This is a genomic window from Pedobacter humicola, from assembly GCF_056490705.1.
On record NZ_JBWJIG010000002.1, the window covers coordinates 159,791 to 180,077 of the forward strand.

At 45.4% G+C, this 20,287-nt stretch carries 12 protein-coding genes; 4 read left to right on the forward strand and 8 right to left on the reverse strand.

The features are described from left to right. Positions 1-58: 58 nt before the first annotated feature. From AC04Q1_RS04310 to AC04Q1_RS04345, 8 genes are all read right to left on the reverse strand, one after another. Positions 59-691, reverse strand: coding sequence for a nucleotide-binding protein (locus tag AC04Q1_RS04310; RefSeq protein WP_478362150.1), 633 nt, complete (start codon positions 689-691; stop codon positions 59-61). Positions 692-737: 46 nt separating this feature from the next. Then, positions 738-1,724: a relaxase/mobilization nuclease domain-containing protein gene (locus tag AC04Q1_RS04315; RefSeq protein WP_478362152.1), complete on the reverse strand. Its 987-nt coding sequence runs from the start codon at positions 1,722-1,724 to the stop codon at positions 738-740. Next, complete coding sequence (locus tag AC04Q1_RS04320; protein WP_478362154.1) at positions 1,721-2,113, reverse strand: hypothetical protein; 393 nt, start codon at positions 2,111-2,113, stop codon at positions 1,721-1,723. The genes AC04Q1_RS04315 and AC04Q1_RS04320 overlap by 4 nt, the downstream gene beginning before the upstream one ends. Before the next feature lie 105 nt (positions 2,114-2,218). Next, a complete protein-coding gene (locus tag AC04Q1_RS04325; RefSeq protein ID WP_478362156.1) occupies positions 2,219-3,160 on the reverse strand; it encodes a toprim domain-containing protein in 942 nt (313 codons plus the stop codon). A gap of 836 nt (positions 3,161-3,996) precedes the next feature. Beyond that, on the reverse strand, positions 3,997-4,290 hold the full coding sequence (locus AC04Q1_RS04330) for a hypothetical protein (RefSeq protein ID WP_478362835.1): 294 nt from the start codon (positions 4,288-4,290) through the stop codon (positions 3,997-3,999). Then, positions 4,291-5,112 (reverse strand): hypothetical protein, encoded by an 822-nt coding sequence (locus AC04Q1_RS04335; protein WP_478362158.1) that lies wholly within the window; start codon positions 5,110-5,112, stop codon positions 4,291-4,293. It abuts the gene before it with no gap. Between the two features lie 334 nt (positions 5,113-5,446). Then, positions 5,447-6,469: an LLM class flavin-dependent oxidoreductase gene (locus AC04Q1_RS04340; protein ID WP_478362160.1), complete on the reverse strand. Its 1,023-nt coding sequence runs from the start codon at positions 6,467-6,469 to the stop codon at positions 5,447-5,449. A gap of 115 nt (positions 6,470-6,584) precedes the next feature. Further along, entirely contained in the window at positions 6,585-7,580 is a 996-nt protein-coding gene (locus tag AC04Q1_RS04345) for a glycerophosphodiester phosphodiesterase family protein (protein ID WP_478362162.1), read from the reverse strand. A gap of 291 nt (positions 7,581-7,871) precedes the next feature. Here AC04Q1_RS04345 and AC04Q1_RS04350 point away from each other — a divergent pair, with 291 nt between their 5' ends. The 4 genes from AC04Q1_RS04350 (at position 7,872) to AC04Q1_RS04365 (ending at position 20,282) form a co-directional block, all read left to right on the forward strand. Beyond that, positions 7,872-8,471, forward strand: a complete 600-nt coding sequence (locus AC04Q1_RS04350) for a GIN domain-containing protein (protein WP_478362164.1) — start codon at positions 7,872-7,874, stop codon at positions 8,469-8,471. Between the two features lie 134 nt (positions 8,472-8,605). Next, a complete protein-coding gene (locus tag AC04Q1_RS04355; protein ID WP_478362166.1) occupies positions 8,606-9,334 on the forward strand; it encodes a hypothetical protein in 729 nt (242 codons plus the stop codon). 319 nt (positions 9,335-9,653) lie between these two features. Then, positions 9,654-16,220, forward strand: coding sequence for an amino acid adenylation domain-containing protein (locus AC04Q1_RS04360; RefSeq protein WP_478362168.1), 6,567 nt, complete (start codon positions 9,654-9,656; stop codon positions 16,218-16,220). A gap of 3 nt (positions 16,221-16,223) precedes the next feature. Then, the gene (locus AC04Q1_RS04365) at positions 16,224-20,282 is read left to right on the forward strand and encodes a non-ribosomal peptide synthetase (RefSeq protein WP_478362170.1); all 4,059 of its coding nucleotides are present in this window, start codon (positions 16,224-16,226) and stop codon (positions 20,280-20,282) included. The last annotated feature ends 5 nt before the right edge of the window (positions 20,283-20,287 follow it).

The window sequence follows — 20,287 nt, forward strand, 5'->3', positions numbered from 1 at the left end:
CAGGCAGTAGATAAATTGGCTCCAGTTGTTCATTTTGATATATGTTTAGGATTTATTGTTAAGGTCTGCCTGTTTTTGGCAGATAATGATGATAGATCAGATCAAGCACGGGAAGGCTCCTTTTTAAAAATGCCGCACCTAAGCTCATCGAGCTGATGCGCTGAAAACCGATATGCTCGGTGATCCCCGCGCAGACCGGGGCAATCTGGCGGAGCACCCGGTCAGTTTCTTCCCGTAAATCATGGGCTGCCCTGGAACTGACCCTATTGGGCAGGAAAAGCAGGGAAATCCCTTTTTTAATGCGCCTGGAAAGACAGGCAAAATAAACAGAGGAATGCAGCGTCGGGACGTCATAACAAAATGGGATAACCAGCAGGTCGGCAGCCAAAAACAGCGGCACGATATCCTCATTATAGCCTTCAGAGGGAAATTCCACGAGTATAAAAGTCTCCGCTTCTGCACTGAGCCTGGAAATCAACAGGTTTGCACCGGAAAGGCCACAGGCAAAATACTCAAAGGGCAGGGAGTGCTCGAGAATTTTTGAGCGCTGATGAAACTGGTTCAGAGCACCATTGTCCCCTACTTCAATCAGGTAAACCCGGCGATGCAAAGAAGAGAGATAGCTTGCCAAAAGCAGCAGCAGGGAACTCTTGCCTGTCCCGGCTTTGGTGTTTCCAAATGCAATGACCATATGTTCCTTTTTTGTTTTTTTGACCCCTTTAGATAAACCGGTTTTCCTAACGCTGAAAAGCCCTGGCCTGCTCTCCCTGCGGGTTCAGGACGGAAGAAGAAGTTATCCTGGAGAGCTCCATGATCTGCTGGCTGTCAAAGAGCTGGCGTTGCCTGTGGTCGATCAGGATAAAACCGTTAACCACTGCGGATGAGAAAAGATAACAGATTTCAAGACCTGCCGCGCTGAAAAGAAAATCGGCCAGGTCCGAGCGGAATGCTTTGATCTTTTTTTTTCCTCTCCCCGCGCTTGCCTGATATACAGGAGAGGTTCTTCCGCTATGGAGCCCTAATGCCCCCGTGATCAGCGTGCGGATTTCTGCTGCCCTTTCATCGTCCCTGACAGCGGCCTGCAGGCTTCGCTGGAGACTAGCCGAAGGGAGCCGGAGAAAGGTCTTTCCGTACCTGCGGATCAAAAACTGTTGGTTATGTAAAAAAAAACGATAACCGCTTTTTTCAAAAAGGATGCGCAGTTGAAAAGTACTGCTGCAACGGTAATCCAGCAGACGGGAAATATCCTTTCTGAAGCCTTCGGCCTCATTAATCCCACATAGCCTGTTGAGATGTGTTATGGCCCGCACGCGGTCAAAGGAATCTGATATCTTGGTCCCGTCCGGCCGCACGTCAGTTGATACGATATGGAGGTGCCGGTTTTCGGTGTCGGTATGAAAAAAAACCAGATAGGGCTGCCGGGCATAGCCCATTTCAGCAAGCCATTTTTCCGCAACCGTTAAAAATGCATTTTTATGGATATCTGTGCCCCGGATGGAAAGAACCGCATGGAACTGATCGAAACGGCTTGTAGGGTTTAGCGATGCCACTGCGCCGAAATAATGTTCCAGATCCACGGTTCTTAGTGAAGAATAAAGATCCAGCAGTTCAAGGTTTCTCTTACAGAGCATTTCTGCATCACCGGCATGGACTTTATCCATATTGTAGCGGATGGCTGAAAAACCCACCGAGGTGGTAAAGAGTTTTACGATCATGGTGTTCATAACATTTTTTCTTTTCTGTCCATTCTGATCAGCAGCATCCTGATGGCTTTTTCCAGACAGGTGATATCGGCCTGGTATTCCATCAGGTATCTACAGGCATCTGCTACAGGGCTTCCGATAGATATTTCCCCTGTCTGTGCCAGGTGATCTTTGATCTCTGAGATACACAAGCTGATCCGGGCGATATCCCTTGCAATCTGCACAAATACATCAAGCAGTTTTACAGGGTCAACGTCCAGCAGGCCCCCATATACTACCTTAGCCCTGATCAGGTCAGAAACTGAAATATTAAGGGAAGTAGTGTAGGACATCAGCCGGCTATATTCCCCATCGGTCAGGTAGCAGCGGACCGGATTGGCCCTTCGGCCTCCTTCTTTTCTTTTTGCCATAATGTAGGGTTTTGGTAATGGGTTTTATTCTTTTGCAGCTTGGGGTATGCCGGCTCTTTAGCGTAAATATTGCTCAGATATGACCCTGCGGTAGAAATATCAGGCTTACCTCTGTTTCCCTTTTATCGCAGGGATCTGCTTCTCTCCGCTGCGGCTCATGCGTTTCCCTGTCATATGCTGTATTTTTTCATTGTAATCATTAAAGCCCCCGTAGAGTTCAGAGCGGTCAGCCGCCCAGGGAAGGTTTTTCAGAAATTCTCCGCTGGCCTTTTTCCCGGATGGGTCGTGGTCAAAAAAAAGCTCCACTGCAGAATAACCCTGCGCGAAGCGCATAGCGGGCTTTAAAAAAGCGACAGAATTCAGGATCAGCACGCTGGCGGCATCACCGGGATGTTCAAGCTTCCAGCTTAAAAAATCCATCATGCCCTCGAATACCGCCAGGCGGTTTTCCCCACTGATAAAGCGCATTGATTTTTTGCCAAGGCACCCTTTGAAATGGCTGTTTCTTACCTCCCATCCCCCCAGATCGGTCTGCCAGCCCGCAGCAAAGAGTTCCATGCGCCTGCCGTTTTCTTTTTTAATGGTGTAATAGACTTCCTTGATATACGGCCCGGCCACCTCTAAAATCCCTCGCTGGGACAGATAAGCGCTTATTGCGGGATTGCCGATACTTTCCCTTATTTCCCTGATCTGGTAGCTAGGGTGCCGCAAAGGCATTTCCATTTGCGCAGGCCTGATTGGTGGGGGCAACTGAAGGCTTCCTGAAGCCTCATTCAGTTTTCGCATGGCCTCACGGAAATCGCATCCCGGCCAGTAAGCGAGTGCAAAATCGATAACCGTTCCCCCCTTTGCCAGCCCATGGTCATACCAGAGGCCGAGCTTTTCATTTACACAGAACGATGGAGCGGTGTCATTTTCCCTAAGCATGGAGAGATAAAAAAGCTCTCCACCTGAACGCTTCAGGGGCTCAAAGCCAAGTTTTGAGAGCAGGGAAACCAGGTCGGTCTGCTCCCTGATCTCTTTGAGGTCAAAACGGTTGTCTTCCATAAGTCAATTTTCTTTATCGGGTAAAATCTGATCCCCTTATATAACCGGAAGAAAAACCAAGGCGTTGTGGTACACGGACATAAATAATGAGTAGGGAAAAGCGAGTAAAAGGTATCAGTGTAAAGGCAAAAAAAATGGGCATAACGCTGTGCGCCTGCCCATTGATCCTGTGGGTAGTGTACCCGTAGGTTATATATATTGTATTCCGGAACTACCCACGTCAGTCTGTACAGACCGGGCCCCATGGGCCTGCCAATGCGTTTTCACCTTTTTGACGTCATCTCAAGGCTTCGCAAAATTTCCCGCCGTAGCTGGGATAATGTTTCGTTCCTGCATGTCAAAGACCCTTCAGTCCGCCTATGCAGCAACGGTTGCTGTCTGCACACAGGGGACAGAACAAAGGTTTGACATGTGCACATTTTTCTTTGACAGTCCTGTAACACTACCCAACGATTTTTTAGCGGAACGCCCCTAACGCCCCTTGTAGCTAACATTTCCCAGAAATTTAAATATTCTTTTAAGCCACTAAAAGCTATGCAGACAAAAAAAATTAAGCCCACGACGGGGCCGGAAAAAGATTTAGAATGCAACCCTGTAAATCTTGCAGATCTATCTGACAGTCCGTTAACAGAACGTAAGGATTTTCAAACCCCTCATAACGGACCATAAAAGACACCGCCATCAGAGCGGTAACAGTTGGTCTTACAGCAATATCCGGTTGCCTGTAATTACTGCATCTGCCAGGGGGAACGGTAAATCATGGGATCGGTTCGTTGGGTAACCAAAGTGGCCTGCTAATCGGTCGCGATATTAATTTAGCCGCGGACAGTGGGCTATTATAAGTGTAGTCCTCTTTTTTTAAGATAAATCAGCAGTTCGGCCGCCCTGTCGGTTTGAAGCACTATTGGTTGATAAGCAATCAGCCAACCCCAGCTTTCCTCCTTTTCGTTTTTTTCCACCGCAAGGTCATCATCATGTCCCCCATTGAGTGATGGCCATAAACTGTTCAGCCAGATCAGGGGTTTATCTTTTGTTTCTTTTAAAGACCTTAGGTTAGCTAAAGTATCAGTATCAAAAATAGGCTGAATGATTGTTTTTTTATTTGACGCATAGTGCCATCTCTGCTTGATCTACTTTGGAGCATTTAAAACCTTTATGATTTTTGCAATATCTCGATGCTTAATTCCAACTTTTGCCAGTTCATCAAAATCTTCGAGGAAACCATCTCTGTATGTGATATTGGGCGTGTCTAACGGCAAGTCTTTATACTTTACATAAAATGCGTGCGCTTCTTTATAACGTCCTTTTAAAAGAAGCAGCAGCGGAAGGTTTGAATATGGGTATTTAAATAGAGGGTCGTATTTAATGCTCTGATGAAGATAATACTCAACGCCATCGAGTTTTTGCGTCAGGATACTAAACCAGGCAAGGCTGTTATAGTGACGAGACAACTGCTTTCTGACCACACTGTCTTGCGTCCGTTCATAAACGGCAGCATCGAGGCTGACCAGATTATAATAATAAGCGCGTGTATCGGCGTTTGATTTCAGGGAATCTTTACTGTATTTCATTAATGAGATCTGGTAGGTCTGAAGTTGGTCCGGATCTGACAGAAAAAGCAAACGGGTCTTGGTATCGGAGGTATATTGGTAAGCGGTCAGACTTATTTTAAGCCTGCTTCCAACATCACTTTTTGATGTGATCATGTGATCCACTAAAGAATCGGCCCGCTTGTGGTCATTTTCCTGAAGGTAAAACGCATAGTACCTTAAAACAGATCCGAAGCGCTTATCCTTTACCAACACTTTTATATTTTTCTTTTTCAGGTTAAATTCATTCCTGTCGGAATCCTGACTGGTGTTACCTTTAAACGGCGTATATTTTACTTTTGCATTTAAACTAAGGCCTCCGATAAGCAGTAGAAGAAGAAATAATATCAATTTAGATCTCATGTTATGACGGGTATACTGTCCAATGCTTTTTTTTAATACACTGGAATATCACAAAAGTAAACTTGTTATCTAGGATATCTTTACATCATTCGGTGAAAAAGTTATATCATTTCACTATTTGATGATCAATTTCCATCTCCAAAAAGATAAAGTAATACACATCGCTACTTCCACAATTCAAATCACATTAAAACGATTAATTCTTTATTGTTTATACCGCAGGAAAAGCACAAAAAACCACTTAATAAATCATCTTAAGTGGTTTAAACACATTTTTATTTAAAGAGATCTTTAATTCCAAAGTTCAACTATAGCGCTTGAGAAGGCGACTTGTTTATCGCCAACCCAATGCCGGAGCAACATGCTCCAAAATCGATGATAGCACGTGGATGTTGTAATCAACACCCAATGTATTCGGTATGGTGAGCAGCAGTGTGTCCGCTTCCTGTATGGCCTCGTCCTGAGCCAGTTCTTTAATAAGCTGATCGGGTTCGGCAGCATAACTCTTACCGAAAACCGCCCTTTTATCGGCTTCAATATAACCAAAGCTATCAGCTCCCCTCCCCTGTTGCCCGAAATAGTACCTGTCCTGATCGTTTACAAGTGGAAAAATCGAACGGCTTACCGATACCCTTGCTTCGCGCTGATGACTTGCATTTTCCCAGGCCTCTTTATACATCCTGATCTGCTCGGCCTGCTGAATATGGAACGGTTTACCGCTTTCGTCAAATTTTAGTGTCGAACTTTGCAGGTTCATGCCTTTTTCAGCCGCCCAGATGGCGGTTGCATTAGAGGCAGCTCCCCACCAGATGCGTTCGCGCAAGCCTTCCGAATAGGGTTCAAGGCGTAATAGCCCTGGCGGGTTCGGGAACATTGGATTCGGATTGGGCTCAGCGAATCCGACACCATGCAATTTATCCAAAAACTCAAGGGCTTTTTGGCGTCCCATGTCTGCATCGATTTCTCCTTCGGCAGGCTGATAACCAAAATGACGCCAGCCTTCAATCACCTGCTCGGGTGAACCCCGGCTGATCCCCAGCTGTAAACGGCCGCCTGAAATCAGATCGGCAGCACCGGCATCTTCCACCATGTATAAGGGGTTTTCATAACGCATGTCGATAACACCAGTTCCAATTTCTATTTTATTCGTTTTTGCCCCTATTGCTGAAAGCAGGGGAAATGGCGATGCCAATTGTTGTGCAAAATGATGGACACGGAAATAGGCACCGTCTACACCTATTTCTTCCGCAGCAACAGCCAGGTCGATGGATTGTAATAAAGTGTCGCCTGCGCTACGGGTTTGATATGAGGGATGGTCAGTCCAGTGCCCAAATGATAAAAATCCAATTTTCTTCATTATAGATGATTTAAAATCAAATGTAAGCATACAGCTGTTGCACACAGGTCACAGCCCGGTCAAAACGGAATTTACCGAAGTCCACAATTTTGTGGCTAGCTATACGAATGGGTAATTATTTGTGCAATCCTCTTTTTTTAAGATAAATCAGCAGTTCGGCCGGCCTGTCGGTTTGAAGCACTATTGGTTGATAAGCAATCAGCCAACCCCAGCTTTCCTCCTTTTCGTTTTTTTCCACCGCACGGTCATCATCATGTCCCCCATTGAGTGATGGCCATAAACTGTTCAGCCAGATCAGGGGTATATCTTTTGTTTCTTTTAAAGACTTTAGGTTAGCTAAATTATCAGTATCAAAAATAGGCTGAATGACCGTTTTTTTATTTGACGCATAAGAGCTGATCACCGCCTGCATATCTTTGTTCTTTGCATTTACAACCACCATCAGATAAGCATCGTTTGGAATGGTGTTTTTCGCGGTCAGTTCTCCATATGGGATGTTATCGCCCACGTTAACAATAGCCTGATCGATGGTAGAAGTTTCGCGCAGCACCTTAAATACCATATCGAGATGATCATTTCCTTTATCCACATTGATCAGGATTTTGCCTTTGGCCGCCAGCATCATCTCGCGCATAGTGGGAATCTGATGCTGGGTAAGGCGCCCAAGGCCATTTTTTAGCCTGAACTTTTTCAATTCTTCCAGGGTATAATTCCCTACCTTTCCCTTACCGTTTGTGGTCCGGTCGATGGTATTGTCATGCATCACCACCATCACACTATCACGGCTCATTTTCACATCGAGCTCCATCAGGTCAAAGCCTTTTTCGATGCTGTTGGAAAGTGCCTGCATTGAATTTTCGGGAGCGTTTCTCCAATCGCCTCTATGCGCAGCCACTAGGACCGTCTTGTTTTTCTGCTGAAAAACCGCACTGAGTTTTTCGGCCGGACGCTGTGCAAAGCAAACAGATGTGAGGGTAGCGAATAATAATAAACTGCTAAGAATACGGTAACGGTTTTTCATATGGATCAGAAATGGCAAAAACACCAGTTCAGACAAAGCTATCAACATTAGTTTAAGCGGGTGTTCGCTATATGTTAATTTAATGTTCATCTTTTTAACAGTACGGCAGATCGCTCCGTTCAGGCATATTATTTATTAACGCATTAATAATAATGATGGAATATAGCATAGGAATTAGCCCCTTAACTTTGTAGCGGAAAAGAAAATAATAGGATCTCATCAAAAATGAACAGCCATTGGACGAATGATAAAAGCCGTTGGTCGAGAATTACACTGCGTTGGTATAAAGATCGATTTAATGCTGCAACGTTTTGCCCTTCCCTGCGTCTCATTATCAAAACAATCACAAAAACATTTTATAAAAATATAAATAACAGCATTATGAAAACTTCAATCACAACCCTAACAAAATCTTTATTGGCAGCTGTAATATTAAGCGCTTCAATCTTCTCTACTGTTGTATCAGCAGAAGAAAAACAACCCGTTAAAATCTCTGCTCCAAAAAACTTCGACAAACTTATAGTAAGTGGAAACGTAGAAGTTACCCTGATCCAGAACGGCAGAGAGGGCGTAAGTTATAACGATGACAATACCGGTAAAGTAAAAGTGATCCAGGATGGATCGGCCCTAAAGATCACTTCAGCAGATAACAGCCCTGCAAAAATTACCGTTTATGTAAAAAACATTTACCGAGTACAGGCTTCGGATGATGCTGTTGTAAAAACTGATGGCAAACTGGAGGTAAAATATCTTCAGGTATTTTTAAAAGGAAATGCACTTGCGCAGATCAACTCTAAAACAGAAAGTTTATATACCGTAATGGAAGAAAATGCAGACCTGAAATTGACAGGTGCCACAGGTGACCACATTCTTGTAATGGGAAGTACACCAACATTAAACCTGGACAGGTTTGCCGCATTAAAAACAGAAATGAGCGCACCAAAAACAGGTGACATCCAAACTGCTTCTTTAGCAAAATAAAAAACAAGGCATTTTTCTTTTTTAAAAGCGACAATCGATTTGTCGCTTTTTTTATGCGCGGTAAAAAGCAGTTTATATTTTTCCAGGTACAAAACATATATTTACCATCAAATCTTATAACGCTCACTTGATAAATGAAAAGTATCTGGAAAATTTTATTGGTTTGCAGCTGTGTTTCCTGCCATTCGAATTCAGAAAGGAAAGACACACCAATTGTTCCCAAGACAGTTGAAAAACCTGTTTTAGCTAAAAAAATCAATAAAAATGAACCGTTGTCAAATGACATCATGGAATTTGTTAACTACAACGACGATGGGGATTATTTTTTGCTGAACGCAAAACGGAAGGATAAGACGTTTTCTTTTATCAACGACAGCAACGACGACAGAAGTCTTTTGAGGGGCGACATGATTGAGATCAGCTGGAAAAAGGACAGCATCTCTATCGCAGGCGACGGTGAAACAAGAGTAGAAGCCGAACGGATCGTTTCAGTAAAAAAAATAAAGGATGGAAATGTTTCCAGGTTTAGAAAAGCCTATCCTCAGCCGCTCAAATACACCTGGCCACAGGAAGAGCAATATACTAGATCATACCTGGACAAGCTTTACCTTCTCACTGAATATTATATTGCAAATTCGGGCAATGCGCTCTTGAAACAGCAGATTAAAAACAAGGGGGAGCTGAGCTATTCGATAGAAAAACAGACCAGGGAAAACAAAGAATACATCCTGATCGGGATAGCTACGGTAACCGCGCAGCATGCAGAAACAGTTCAATGGTTATACTTTGATAATGACCGGGACCTGTTATACGAGTATGATCTGCATCAGGACCGTTTGGTCAAATATGAACAAAATCATTAGATTAGTGTTAAAAGGATAGGTAAAATGATATGAAAATATCGGATTTATGTATCGTTAACTACAGATGGGCAACCGGATAAAATATAATCAAAAAGGATCAGGATGAATGATTAAGAAAGTACCGCAAATGGATGTAATAGCAATTTTGAAAGAATTTAATGGAATTTATAATACAACAGATAAGGCATTCCATTTCAGCATAAAAGATAGCTGCGATCAATTACGCAAATCCGGCTGCCTCCCGCTATATCCCGCTATTGAACTAAAGTGCCTGCCGTTAAAAAAGAGGTTCATCACCAATTAAAAAAATTGGAACTCCATGAAAAACATCGATAAGCACAATATAGAACATACTACCCCTCTTCCATCGATCTACAGCCTTTTCGAAAATGCAGTTAGATATTTTCCAAAAAATGCTGCCGTATCGTTTGGAAATGAGCAGCTGAGCTATGAATCTTTGTTGGGAAAAGTACAGAGCCTGACTGAAAAAATCATAAGATCCACCACTGAAGAAGAACTGATCGGCATAAGTACCACCCGTTCTGTTGACATGATCATCGCAGTGCTAGCAGTGCTTGCATCAGGAAAAGCTTATGTGCCATTGGACCCAGCTTATCCTGTACAGCGGCTTGAGCAGATGGTCACAGACTCCGGCATAAAAACCTGTCTGGCACCGGAACAGGAAGAAAAATTCTTTAGCAGGTTGGGGCTAACCTGCACTTCCGGTCTATCCGCTCAAGGAAAGGATGAGAACGCTCCTTCTAAAAAGCAGAATCCGAATATATACGTCTTGTATACTTCTGGCTCTACCGGCAGTCCCAAAGGAGTTTATATGACCCAGGCGGCGATGTCCAATCTGATTTTGTGGCAGCAGCAGCATTCCGTTGCCGGCCCTGACAGCAGGACGCTGCAATTTTCCCCGCTGAGTTTTGATGTGTCTTTTCAGGAGATCTTTGCTACACTTACCACCGGTGCTACATTGGTTCTGGTAGGAGACAACCTCAGATTGGATCCGGTAAATCTGCTAAAATATATTAATGAAAAACAGATCGACCGCATTTTTCTTCCCTTTGTTGCCCTGCAGTTTCTCGCAGAAGCAGCAAGCAGCACCCGCAACTTTCCGCAGAGTCTTAAGGAGGTCATCACCGCGGGTGAACAATTGAAGATCACGCCTCAGGTCAAAGCATTCTTTGGTGGCCTGGATAACTGTACCCTTTACAACCAGTACGGCCCAACCGAATGCCATGTGGTTACACAGCTCACGCTCAGTGGCCCCGCAGATTACTGGCCACTGCTGCCAAACATCGGAACACCCATATCCAATACTAAAATTTATATTATAGACCAGGATAAAAACCTGCTTCCCCAGGGAGAAACAGGTGAACTGGCTATCGCTGGGATCAGCCTTGCTGCCGGTTACCTGAACCGACCTGAACTGACAGCAGAAAAATTTGTACAGATTAGTGTAGATGGTACCAATCAGAAAATGTACCGCACAGGTGACCTTGGATCAATCCTCAAAGATGGAAGCATCCACTTTCAGGGAAGAAGGGACGACCAGGTTAAAATCAGGGGTTACCGAATTGAGCTCGGAGAGATCGAAGTGCAGCTCAATGCCATCGAAGGGATCAAACAGGCTATAGTTATTGCTAAAAACGATGCGGCCGGTCAAAGCAGGCTGCTTGCATATCTGGTATCCGGCAATGGAACCCAACATACCGTACAGGTACGGAAATACATGGAAGAGAGACTGCCTGATTACATGATCCCTTCCTTCTTTATCTGGATGCAGGACCTGCCCAAGACCAGCAGTGGCAAAGTAGATAAGAGCGCCCTTCCCCAACCAGAGCGCAGCCGCCCCGAACTCTCTGTTTTATACAGCGCGCCTAAAACAGCTGATGAAAAGAAAATTGCAACTATCTGGTCTGCTGTGCTGGAGCTCGATAACGTAGGCACACACGATAATTTTTTTGAACTCGGCGGGAACTCCATGCTGGCGGTTAAAACGGTCTCGCTGCTGCGCTCGGCACACCAGATGGAATTACCGGTCACAAAGTTATACCAGTTTCCAAGCATTAGCCAGATCGTAAATTATTTTAATGCCGAATCCGGTCGGAAGAACAAAAGAAAACCGGCGCAATCTGCAGACCCAGGACAGCCAGTTGCGGTTATCGGCATGGCACTAAGGTTTCCCGGCGCAAATACTGTCGATCAACTATGGGATGTGCTGCGTAAAGGCAAGGAAACGACCAGCTTTTTTAGCAAGGAAGAACTGGACAGCGCTATACCAGAAGAGATCAGAAATGATCCTGACTATGTTCCCGCAAGGGGTATTATCGGGGATGCAGAATTATTTGACCCTTTATTTTTCGGCATCAATCCCAAGCTTGCAGAAGCGATGGACCCCCAGCAACGCATCTTTTTGGAGATCAGCAGGGATGTACTGGAGAAGTCAGGTCATCTTCCCGCTGTTTATGACGGGCTGATCGGTGTATTTGCCGGATCAGGAAATAACAGTTATTATCAGCATAACGTTTCAGGAAATACCGGACTCATCAGCCAGGTCGGAGCTTTCCAGGTGATGACGGTAAACGAAAAAGATTATATTTCTTCCAGGACAGCGTATGAGCTTGACCTTAAAGGCCCTGCAGTAAGTGTTTTTTCCGGATGTTCAACATCCCTACTTGCGGTGTCCCAGGCTGTAGAAAGCCTGCGCAAAAACCAGTGCGATGTGGCCATTGCGGGCGGGGCAAGTATTACCTCTCCGCTTAAAAGCGGACATATTTACCAGGAGGGCGCAATGTTGAGCAAAGACGGGCATTGCAGATCATTTGATGCAGATTCTACAGGTACCGTTTTCAGTGACGGTGCCGGAGTAGTCCTGCTAAAAACTCTTTCAGCTGCAAAGCAGGATGGAGATACCATTTATGGAATTATCAAAGGGACGGGCGTAAGTAACGATGGTAGCAATAAAGGCAGTTTTACCGCACCAAGTACCGATGGACAAGCTGCAGCCATCGAAATGGCTATCCATGAAGCGGGCATCGATCCTTCAACACTCTCATATATCGAAGCGCACGGAACTGGAACGCCATTGGGCGACCCTATTGAAATCGAAGGTTTAAAGCAGGCATTTGGTAAACAGAAAACCCAACAGTATTGTGCAATCGGTTCCATCAAAAGTAATATGGGACATATGACCGCTGCAGCAGGTGTGGCTGGCCTCATTAAAACCGTTCTCGCATTATATCATAAAGAGATTCCGCCTTCGATTAATTTTGATCAGCCCAACCCCAACATTGATTTTGATTCATCACCGTTCTATGTCAATATAAAATTAAAATCCTGGCAAACAGATTCGGTCAGGCGGGCCGGCATCTCTTCCTTTGGCGTTGGGGGGACCAATGTCCATGTCGTGGTGGAAGAATATGATCATCCGGAAACAGTAAATGATAAACCCGGAAGAACAAAGCAGATCATTGGCTGGTCTGCCAAAACGCCCCAAAGCCTACTGGCCTACAGAACGGAACTAAAAAAATATACAGCTGGCCACCCGGAGCTGAATATCGCTGATCTGGCCTATACCCTGCAGTCAACAAGAGAAGATTTTAATCACCGGGTTTTTATCGTTACAGGTTCAAATAAAGAGCTGATAACAGCGCTGGATCAGATACCTGCAGCAACACAGCCACTAAAGAACCTACCTGGAGAAACAGTATTCCTGTTTCCCGGACAGGGTTCACAGTACCTGAATATGGGTACTGAACTTTATCAGCAGGAAGAAATATTCAAAAAAGCGGTCGATGAATGTGCAGGGATCCTAAACGCTTATCTGGACGGGGATATCCGTAAAGTAATTTACGCGGAAAGTAACCCTGAAACGGAGGCCAAAATCAGCGACACCAGATATACCCAGCCTGCGCTCTTTGTGATCTGTTATGCTCTTGCCAGATTATGGATGAGCTGGGGCATACAGCCCTCCATACTCTGCGGACACAGTATTGGTGAATACGTGGCAGCACATCTGGCGGGTGTATTTTCACTGGAAGATGGCCTGAAACTGATCGCGGCACGCGGAGAGCTGGTGAGCAGGCTTCCCGGAGGAAGTATGCTGAGTGTACGTGCCCCTTATGAGGCCATAGAAAAAACCCTGCCTTCAACACTTTCTCTAGCGGCGGTAAACAGTCCCACAATATGCGTAATTGCAGGCAAAGATGAAGATGTTGCAGCTTTTCAACAGGAACTCGACCGAAAAGAAATCCTTAATAAAAAACTGCTGACCAGTCATGCCTTTCATTCATCAATGATGGATCCCGTACTTGATGCATTTGCAGAGGTGGTCGGACAAGTTACATTGAACAGGCCTCAAAAACCTATTGTATCCACAGTAACGGGAAAATTTCTAACCGATGCCGAGGCACAGGACCCTGCCTACTGGACCAACCATCTCAGAAGAACTGTACTTTTTTCTCCGGCGATCGATACCATCCTGAAATTGGAAAACCCACTGCTTATTGAGTCGGGCCCGGGGAATACCTGTACAACCCTTGCCTGGCAGCATGGAACAAAAACTGCTTTTAATGCAGTTGCAAGTATGGATAAAAAGGAACTATCGGGAGCAGCGGATTCCATTTTACATGCACTGGGGAAAGTCTGGCAGCTGGGCTTAAATCCTAACTGGTATGCTTTTTATCAAAATCAGAAAAGAAAGTTAATCGAGCTGCCAACCTACAGTTATGATAAGAAAAGATTTTGGGCAGAACCGGAACAACAATCAAAAGCGATCAACCAACCCATAACAGAAGGAAAAACTGCCATGAGGAAAGACATATTGATAGAAAAAATAAAATACATCGTTGAAGAGGCTTCGGGAATTGAGATGGATGGTGTCACACCTGAAATGAGCTTCATCGAGATGGGTCTGGATTCACTTCTGCTGACACAGGTGGCCATTATTCTAAAAAAGGAATTTGGACTTCCTTTAACTTTCAGACAACTGAATGAAGAATACGCTACCCTGGATGCATTGGCGGCGTTTGTAGACCAAAGCCTTCCTCCGGAAAAGATAGCTGTGGAGTTATCTGTGCCGTTGCAAAATCCTATACCTCAGCCAGCGGGTAGTTTTATCCCATCAGACTCCGCACTGGGCTTGATTGCCCAACAGCTTCAATTGCTATCCAGACAGGTAGAATTGATGCAGGGCAGTGGACAGGTGGGTTCTGAGATCAGCAGTATCAATCATGTCGGGGCACCGGTAAAATCTTCCCCATCGTTTTTATCTGCTAATACCGCATCACAGGACCTGTCTTCATCAGGCCTTTCGGCTGAAGAGCTTGCAGAAATTAAAAAACCCTTTGGTGCTTTAGCGCGCATAGAAAAACAGGCAAGCACGCTGCCACCTGCCCAAAAGGATTTTCTTGACAGGTTAACAGCGCGTTACAACAAAAAAACATCAGGAAGTAAGGATTTCGCACAAAAAAACAGGGCACATATGGCCGATCCAAGAGTTGCTTCCGGATTTAACCCCAATACCAAAGAAACCGTTTATTCCATTGTGACCAATAGATCCCTTGGTAGCCATTTATGGGATATCGATGGCAATGAATATATTGATGCCCTGAACGGATTTGGCTCCAATTTACTGGGCTACCAGCATCCTGTGCTAAAAGCAGCTGTACTGGACCAGATTGAAAAGGGATATGAGATAGGCCCCCAGCATGAACTCGCCGGTGAAGTCGCTGCACTCATTTGTGAGTTTACAGGTTTTGACCGGGCAGCGCTATGTAATACAGGTTCAGAAGCTGTACTGGGTGCGATGAGAATAGCAAGAACAGTGACCGGACGCTCCTTGATCGTATCTTTTTCCGGTTCTTACCACGGGATCAACGATGAGGTCATTGTAAGAGGCACAAAAAAATTAAAAAGTTTCCCCGCTGCTCCGGGTATTATGCCGGAGGCGGTGCAAAATATGCTGGTGCTGGATTACGGAACAGATGAAAGTTTACAGATCATCAGAGAAAGGGCCAGTGAAATTGCTGCCGTCCTGGTAGAACCGGTACAGAGCAGAAGGCCCGAGTTTCAACCTGTGGAGTTCCTGAAAGAATTACGGGAGATCACCCTCCAATCGGCAACTGTACTGATATTCGACGAGGTGATTACCGGCTTCAGGGCACATCAGGGAGGTGCGCAGGCCATATTCGGCATCCAGGCTGATCTGGGTACCTATGGCAAAGTGATCGGTGGCGGAATGCCTGTTGGTGCCATTGCAGGTAAAAGGCAATTTATGGATGCACTGGATGGCGGTTTCTGGCAATATGGTGATGACTCCTTCCCTGAGATCGGCGTAACTTACTTTGCAGGCACATTTGTAAGACATCCCCTTGCCCTGGCCGCAGGCAAAGCTTCCCTCCTGTTTATGAAGGAAAAGGGAACAGCGTTGCAGAACAATTTAAACCGGAACACCAGTTATCTGGCAGGTTTATTGAACGCTACAGCAGAAGAATTCCGTCTTCCGGTTTATGTTGCTTATTTTGGTTCTCTGTGGAAAATCAAATTCAATGAAGAGTACCCTTATAGTGAGCTGTTATTTACGCTCATGCGTGATAAGGGCATCCACATCTGGAGTGGTTTTCCATGTTTCCTGACCGTGTCGCATACCATGGAGGAAATCGACATTATTGCAGCAAAATTCAGGGAGAGTATTGAAGAACTGATAAGCGTGGATTTAATTCCGCTAACTGAGGGTTCTCCGGTAAAATCAACTGCAACAATCCAGGCACCTGTGGTCGGCGCAAGGCTGGGCAGGGATCAGGCAGGTGACCCTGCCTGGTTTATCACGGATCCGGAAAATCCCGGTAAATACATCCAGGTGCAGGCCAAGATTTAACAAATGATAGAGAATAGAGATAATTTAATTTATACAAAAGTGGATTTTGATCCTTTTGCATCAGGAGAAGTGCTCAATATCGCTCCCGCTACTGAACCGCAAAAGGAGATCTGGACGTCCTGCATGCTCGGAGGAGAGGATGCCAGCAGAGGGTACAACGAATCTGTATCCCTGCGATTGAAGGGCAATGTCAATTTAGGCTTTCTCGAAAAAGCACTTGAACTTCTGATAGACAGACATGAAGCCCTGCGGTCTGCTTTCAGCCGGGATGGCTCTACCATCATTATCCTTGACCATGTCAGCAATTATTTCTCCTCTACTGATCTTTCTGCCCTCGCTGCGGACGAACAGGAGAAGAGTATAGAACATGACATCCTCGAAGATGCCCTGCATGTGTTTGACCTGCTCAACGGACCACTATTTAAAGCCGGCATTCACAAGCTTTCCGATCAGGATTATCACTTTACCTTCACAGGACACCATATCGTATGCGATGGCTGGTCGCTGGGCGTTATTTTACAGGACCTCAGCAAATTTTATTCAGTGCTGGCAGGACATTATCCGCCAGCCCTGCCAGAGGCCAAGCCCCTCACGGAATTTGCCAGGGAGCAGCTTGTTTTTGCGGACAGTAAAGAACGGCAAGCCATCGAACAGTACTGGTTAAAACAGTATGCCAAAGATCTCCCTGTGATGGATATGCCTACTGATCGTCCACGTCCCGCAGCGCGAACATTTAAAAGCAAAAGACTGGATTTTCACCTGGACACCGATCTGGTACAGGGATTAAAGGAAATAGGTAAAGCAGAAGGCTCAAGTCTTGTACTTTGTCTGTTATCGTCCTTTGAGATGTTTCTTCACCTGGTTACCGGACAAAAAGATATCGTGGTAGGTTTACCAGCCTCCGGCCAATCAATCACGGGCAACTATAACCTGGTGGGACATTGTGTCAACCTGCTTCCGCTGAGGAGCCGCCCCGGCAAAAACTGCAGTTTTAAAGAATACCTCAAGATCAGGAAGCCAGGGATATTGGACGCTTTTGACCATCAGCAGATCACCTGGGGAAGCCTGTTGCGCAAATTGATAGTTGCAAGAGACCCATCCCGGATACCGCTGGTACCTGTAGTGTTCAATGTGGATATGGGACTGGATGACGGGGTGTCGTTTGAGGGACTTGACTATGAGTTAATCAGCAATCCACGGGAATACGAAAGTTTTGAACTCTTTATCAATGCCAGCGGCTCAGAAAAGTCCCTTACGCTTGAATGGTCTTTCAATACACAGTTATTTGATGAAAGCACCATCCGTCAGATGAATGAAGGCTATGAGCAGATCCTCAAATTTATTGTTATGCATCCCTCGGATAAGATCAGCGATCTGCTTGTGCCCGGCACTGCAAATTATCTGGGGCAGGCTGTATTCAATAGGACTACCGCAGCCGACAGTAAAAAACATGTCAGCATCTCCGGGGAGAAGAAAGCGCTGAACACCCTCAGCATACAACAGCTGTTCAACAATGCTGCACAGCGCTATAAGGATAAACCAGCGATTAGTTTCAAAGATGAATCCATCAGTTACAGCAACCTTAATGTCAGGGCTGAAAACCTGAGCAGGGCCATTTTACATTTTGCCCCCAATGAAGATATTATCGGGGTCAGTACGACCAGGGATTTAAATATGGTTGTTGCGGTAATTGCGATCCTCAAAGCGGGAAAAGCCTATCTTCCATTGGATCCTACCTACCCCGAAGACAGGCTCATCCAGATCATAGAAGATTCCGGACTGAATTTTTGTGTGGCAAGCGCCATAGAGAATAAGTTTTTCAGTAAACTTGATCTTGAAACCATAGATTTCGACCGTACTTACAGCCTGCCCGTACAAACTCTGCCCTTTGAAAACCCCAATGTGTACGTACTTTATACCTCCGGCTCTACCGGGAAACCAAAAGGGGTATACCTCACACAGCTTGCGGTGGTCAACCTGATCCTCTGGCAGAATAACAGCTCGATCGCTAATGCAGACAGCAAAACGCTACAATTTGCCCCTCTTACATTTGATGTATCCTTTCAGGAGATCTTTGCCACCCTTACAACAGGAGGACAGCTGATCCTGATAGATGATGTGATGCGGCTGAATCCCGATAATCTGCTCGAAAAGATCGAACGGGATAAAATCAACAGGATATATCTGCCTTTCGTGGCACTTCAATTTCTTGCAGAAACAGCGGGAAGCATTGGAACATTCCCTTCTGCCCTGCAGGAGGTCATGACGGCAGGAGAGCAGTTGAAGATCACACCACAGGTTGAGAATTTCTTCAAAGCAATTCCCGGCTGCGTCCTCTATAACCAATATGGTCCTACGGAATGCCATGTGGTCACACAATTGAAACTCAGCGGAGATCCTGCCAAATGGCCGGGTCTGCCAAATATTGGTAAACCCATTGACAATACAGAAATCTATATTACCGGTGAAAATATGGAGATCCTCGATGAGGGAGAAACCGGGGAACTGTGCATTGCCGGAGCAAGCCTTGCTTCAGGATATTTGAATAAACCTGAGCTCACCGGTCAGAGATTTTTACCACTAAATCCTGGGGACAGCAGTCAGACCCTTGTATACCGTACAGGAGATCTGGCCAGGGTTTTAAGCGACGGCAACCTGGAATTTATCGGCCGTAATGATGACCAGGTGAAAATCCGGGGATACAGGGTTGAGGTCGGTGAGATCGAAGTGATGCTCAACCGTGTGCCGGGGATCGCGCAGGCCGTCATTTTAGCAAAAGAAGATCACAACGGCCAGAAAAGACTGGTGGCGTATATTTCATCTGCTAACGGGCAGGAAGATACCGCTTACGTAAGAGCGGAAATACAGCAGAAATTACCGGTATATATGATTCCTTCAGTATTTGTATGGATCAAGGAATTTCCACGGACAGGCAGCGGCAAAATTGACAGGCTGGCGCTCCCCGTGCCAGATCAGCTTCATTTTGCCAACCAGAGCACTTGTATTGCGCCGCAGACTGATACTGAAAAACAAATCGCAAAAATCTGGGAAGAACTGCTCCAGATTAAGGATATCGGAATAGATGATAACTTTTTTGAAATGGGGGGACACTCCCTGATCGCGGTACAGTTCATGATCCAGATTGAAAAGACCAATGGTCATGGCCTGCCCCTGGCTACCCTTTTTGAATATCCAACAATAAGAACTCTGGCCAGATTATTTGACGGACAGAACAGACCAACAGCCTATACCCCGCTGGTGCCGATCAAACCTTCCGGCTCAAAAACGCCTATCTATATCGTTCACGGTGGTGGATACAACGTGTTAAACTTCAGCGGCATCGGATTACACGTGGATACAGATCAGCCTGTATTTGGTATCCAGGCACAGGGGCTTGATGGTATCGGGGAGCCAATGGACAATATGGAAGATATAGCAAGGTACTATATCGAAAGTATCCTCGCGCAGAACCCCACAGGCCCATATGCACTGGCAGGATATTCGTTTGGCGGCTATGTGGTGATCGAAATGGCGAGGCAGCTGCGGCTGATGGGACATGACATCAAACTACTGGCTATTTTTGATACCAATGCGAAAAATCTCGATTTCCATGGAAATGGGATGGGCGTGTATGTAGAGAAAATAAAAAAACAACTGCCAAAATTCTGGTGGATAGTGAAATCATTTTTCCGTAACCCCAAAAAGACCCTTACATACCAGGGCTACTGGCTTTCTAAAAAAATAAACTTTATACCGGGAATGGACACTGCTGCGGAACACCCTGACGGTGCAATTTATGAGATCATGCGCAGGATTGATGAGAAATACGAGATTGCTTACCAGGCCTATAAACTTACTCCTTTTGATGAAAAAATTCATCTGTTCAGGGCAACAGACAACATTTACTTTGTGGAAGACTATAAGTACCTGGGATGGAAAAAATACGCAAAAAAGGGAGTTGAAGTTTATGATGTTCCCGGAGATCACAAAACCATGCTCCTGGCCCCGAACGATAAATCCTTTGCCAGAAAACTGCAGGAAGTATTAGATAACGTTTCATAAGTAAA

Bases quoted from the DNA above. Each gene is read 5' to 3' on its own strand.
- AC04Q1_RS04310 (WP_478362150.1), bottom strand. From the start codon at position 691: ATGGTCATTGCATTTGGAAACACCAAAGCCGGGACAGGCAAGAGTTCC.
- AC04Q1_RS04315 (WP_478362152.1), bottom strand. From the start codon at position 1,724: ATGAACACCATGATCGTAAAACTCTTTACCACCTCGGTGGGTTTTTCA.
- AC04Q1_RS04320 (WP_478362154.1), bottom strand. From the start codon at position 2,113: ATGGCAAAAAGAAAAGAAGGAGGCCGAAGGGCCAATCCGGTCCGCTGC.
- AC04Q1_RS04325 (WP_478362156.1), bottom strand. From the start codon at position 3,160: ATGGAAGACAACCGTTTTGACCTCAAAGAGATCAGGGAGCAGACCGAC.
- AC04Q1_RS04335 (WP_478362158.1), bottom strand. From the start codon at position 5,112: ATGAGATCTAAATTGATATTATTTCTTCTTCTACTGCTTATCGGAGGC.
- AC04Q1_RS04340 (WP_478362160.1), bottom strand. From the start codon at position 6,469: ATGAAGAAAATTGGATTTTTATCATTTGGGCACTGGACTGACCATCCC.
- AC04Q1_RS04345 (WP_478362162.1), bottom strand. From the start codon at position 7,580: ATGAACATTAAATTAACATATAGCGAACACCCGCTTAAACTAATGTTG.
- AC04Q1_RS04350 (WP_478362164.1), top strand. From the start codon at position 7,872: ATGAAAACTTCAATCACAACCCTAACAAAATCTTTATTGGCAGCTGTA.
- AC04Q1_RS04355 (WP_478362166.1), top strand. From the start codon at position 8,606: ATGAAAAGTATCTGGAAAATTTTATTGGTTTGCAGCTGTGTTTCCTGC.
- AC04Q1_RS04360 (WP_478362168.1), top strand. From the start codon at position 9,654: ATGAAAAACATCGATAAGCACAATATAGAACATACTACCCCTCTTCCA.
- AC04Q1_RS04365 (WP_478362170.1), top strand. From the start codon at position 16,224: ATGATAGAGAATAGAGATAATTTAATTTATACAAAAGTGGATTTTGAT.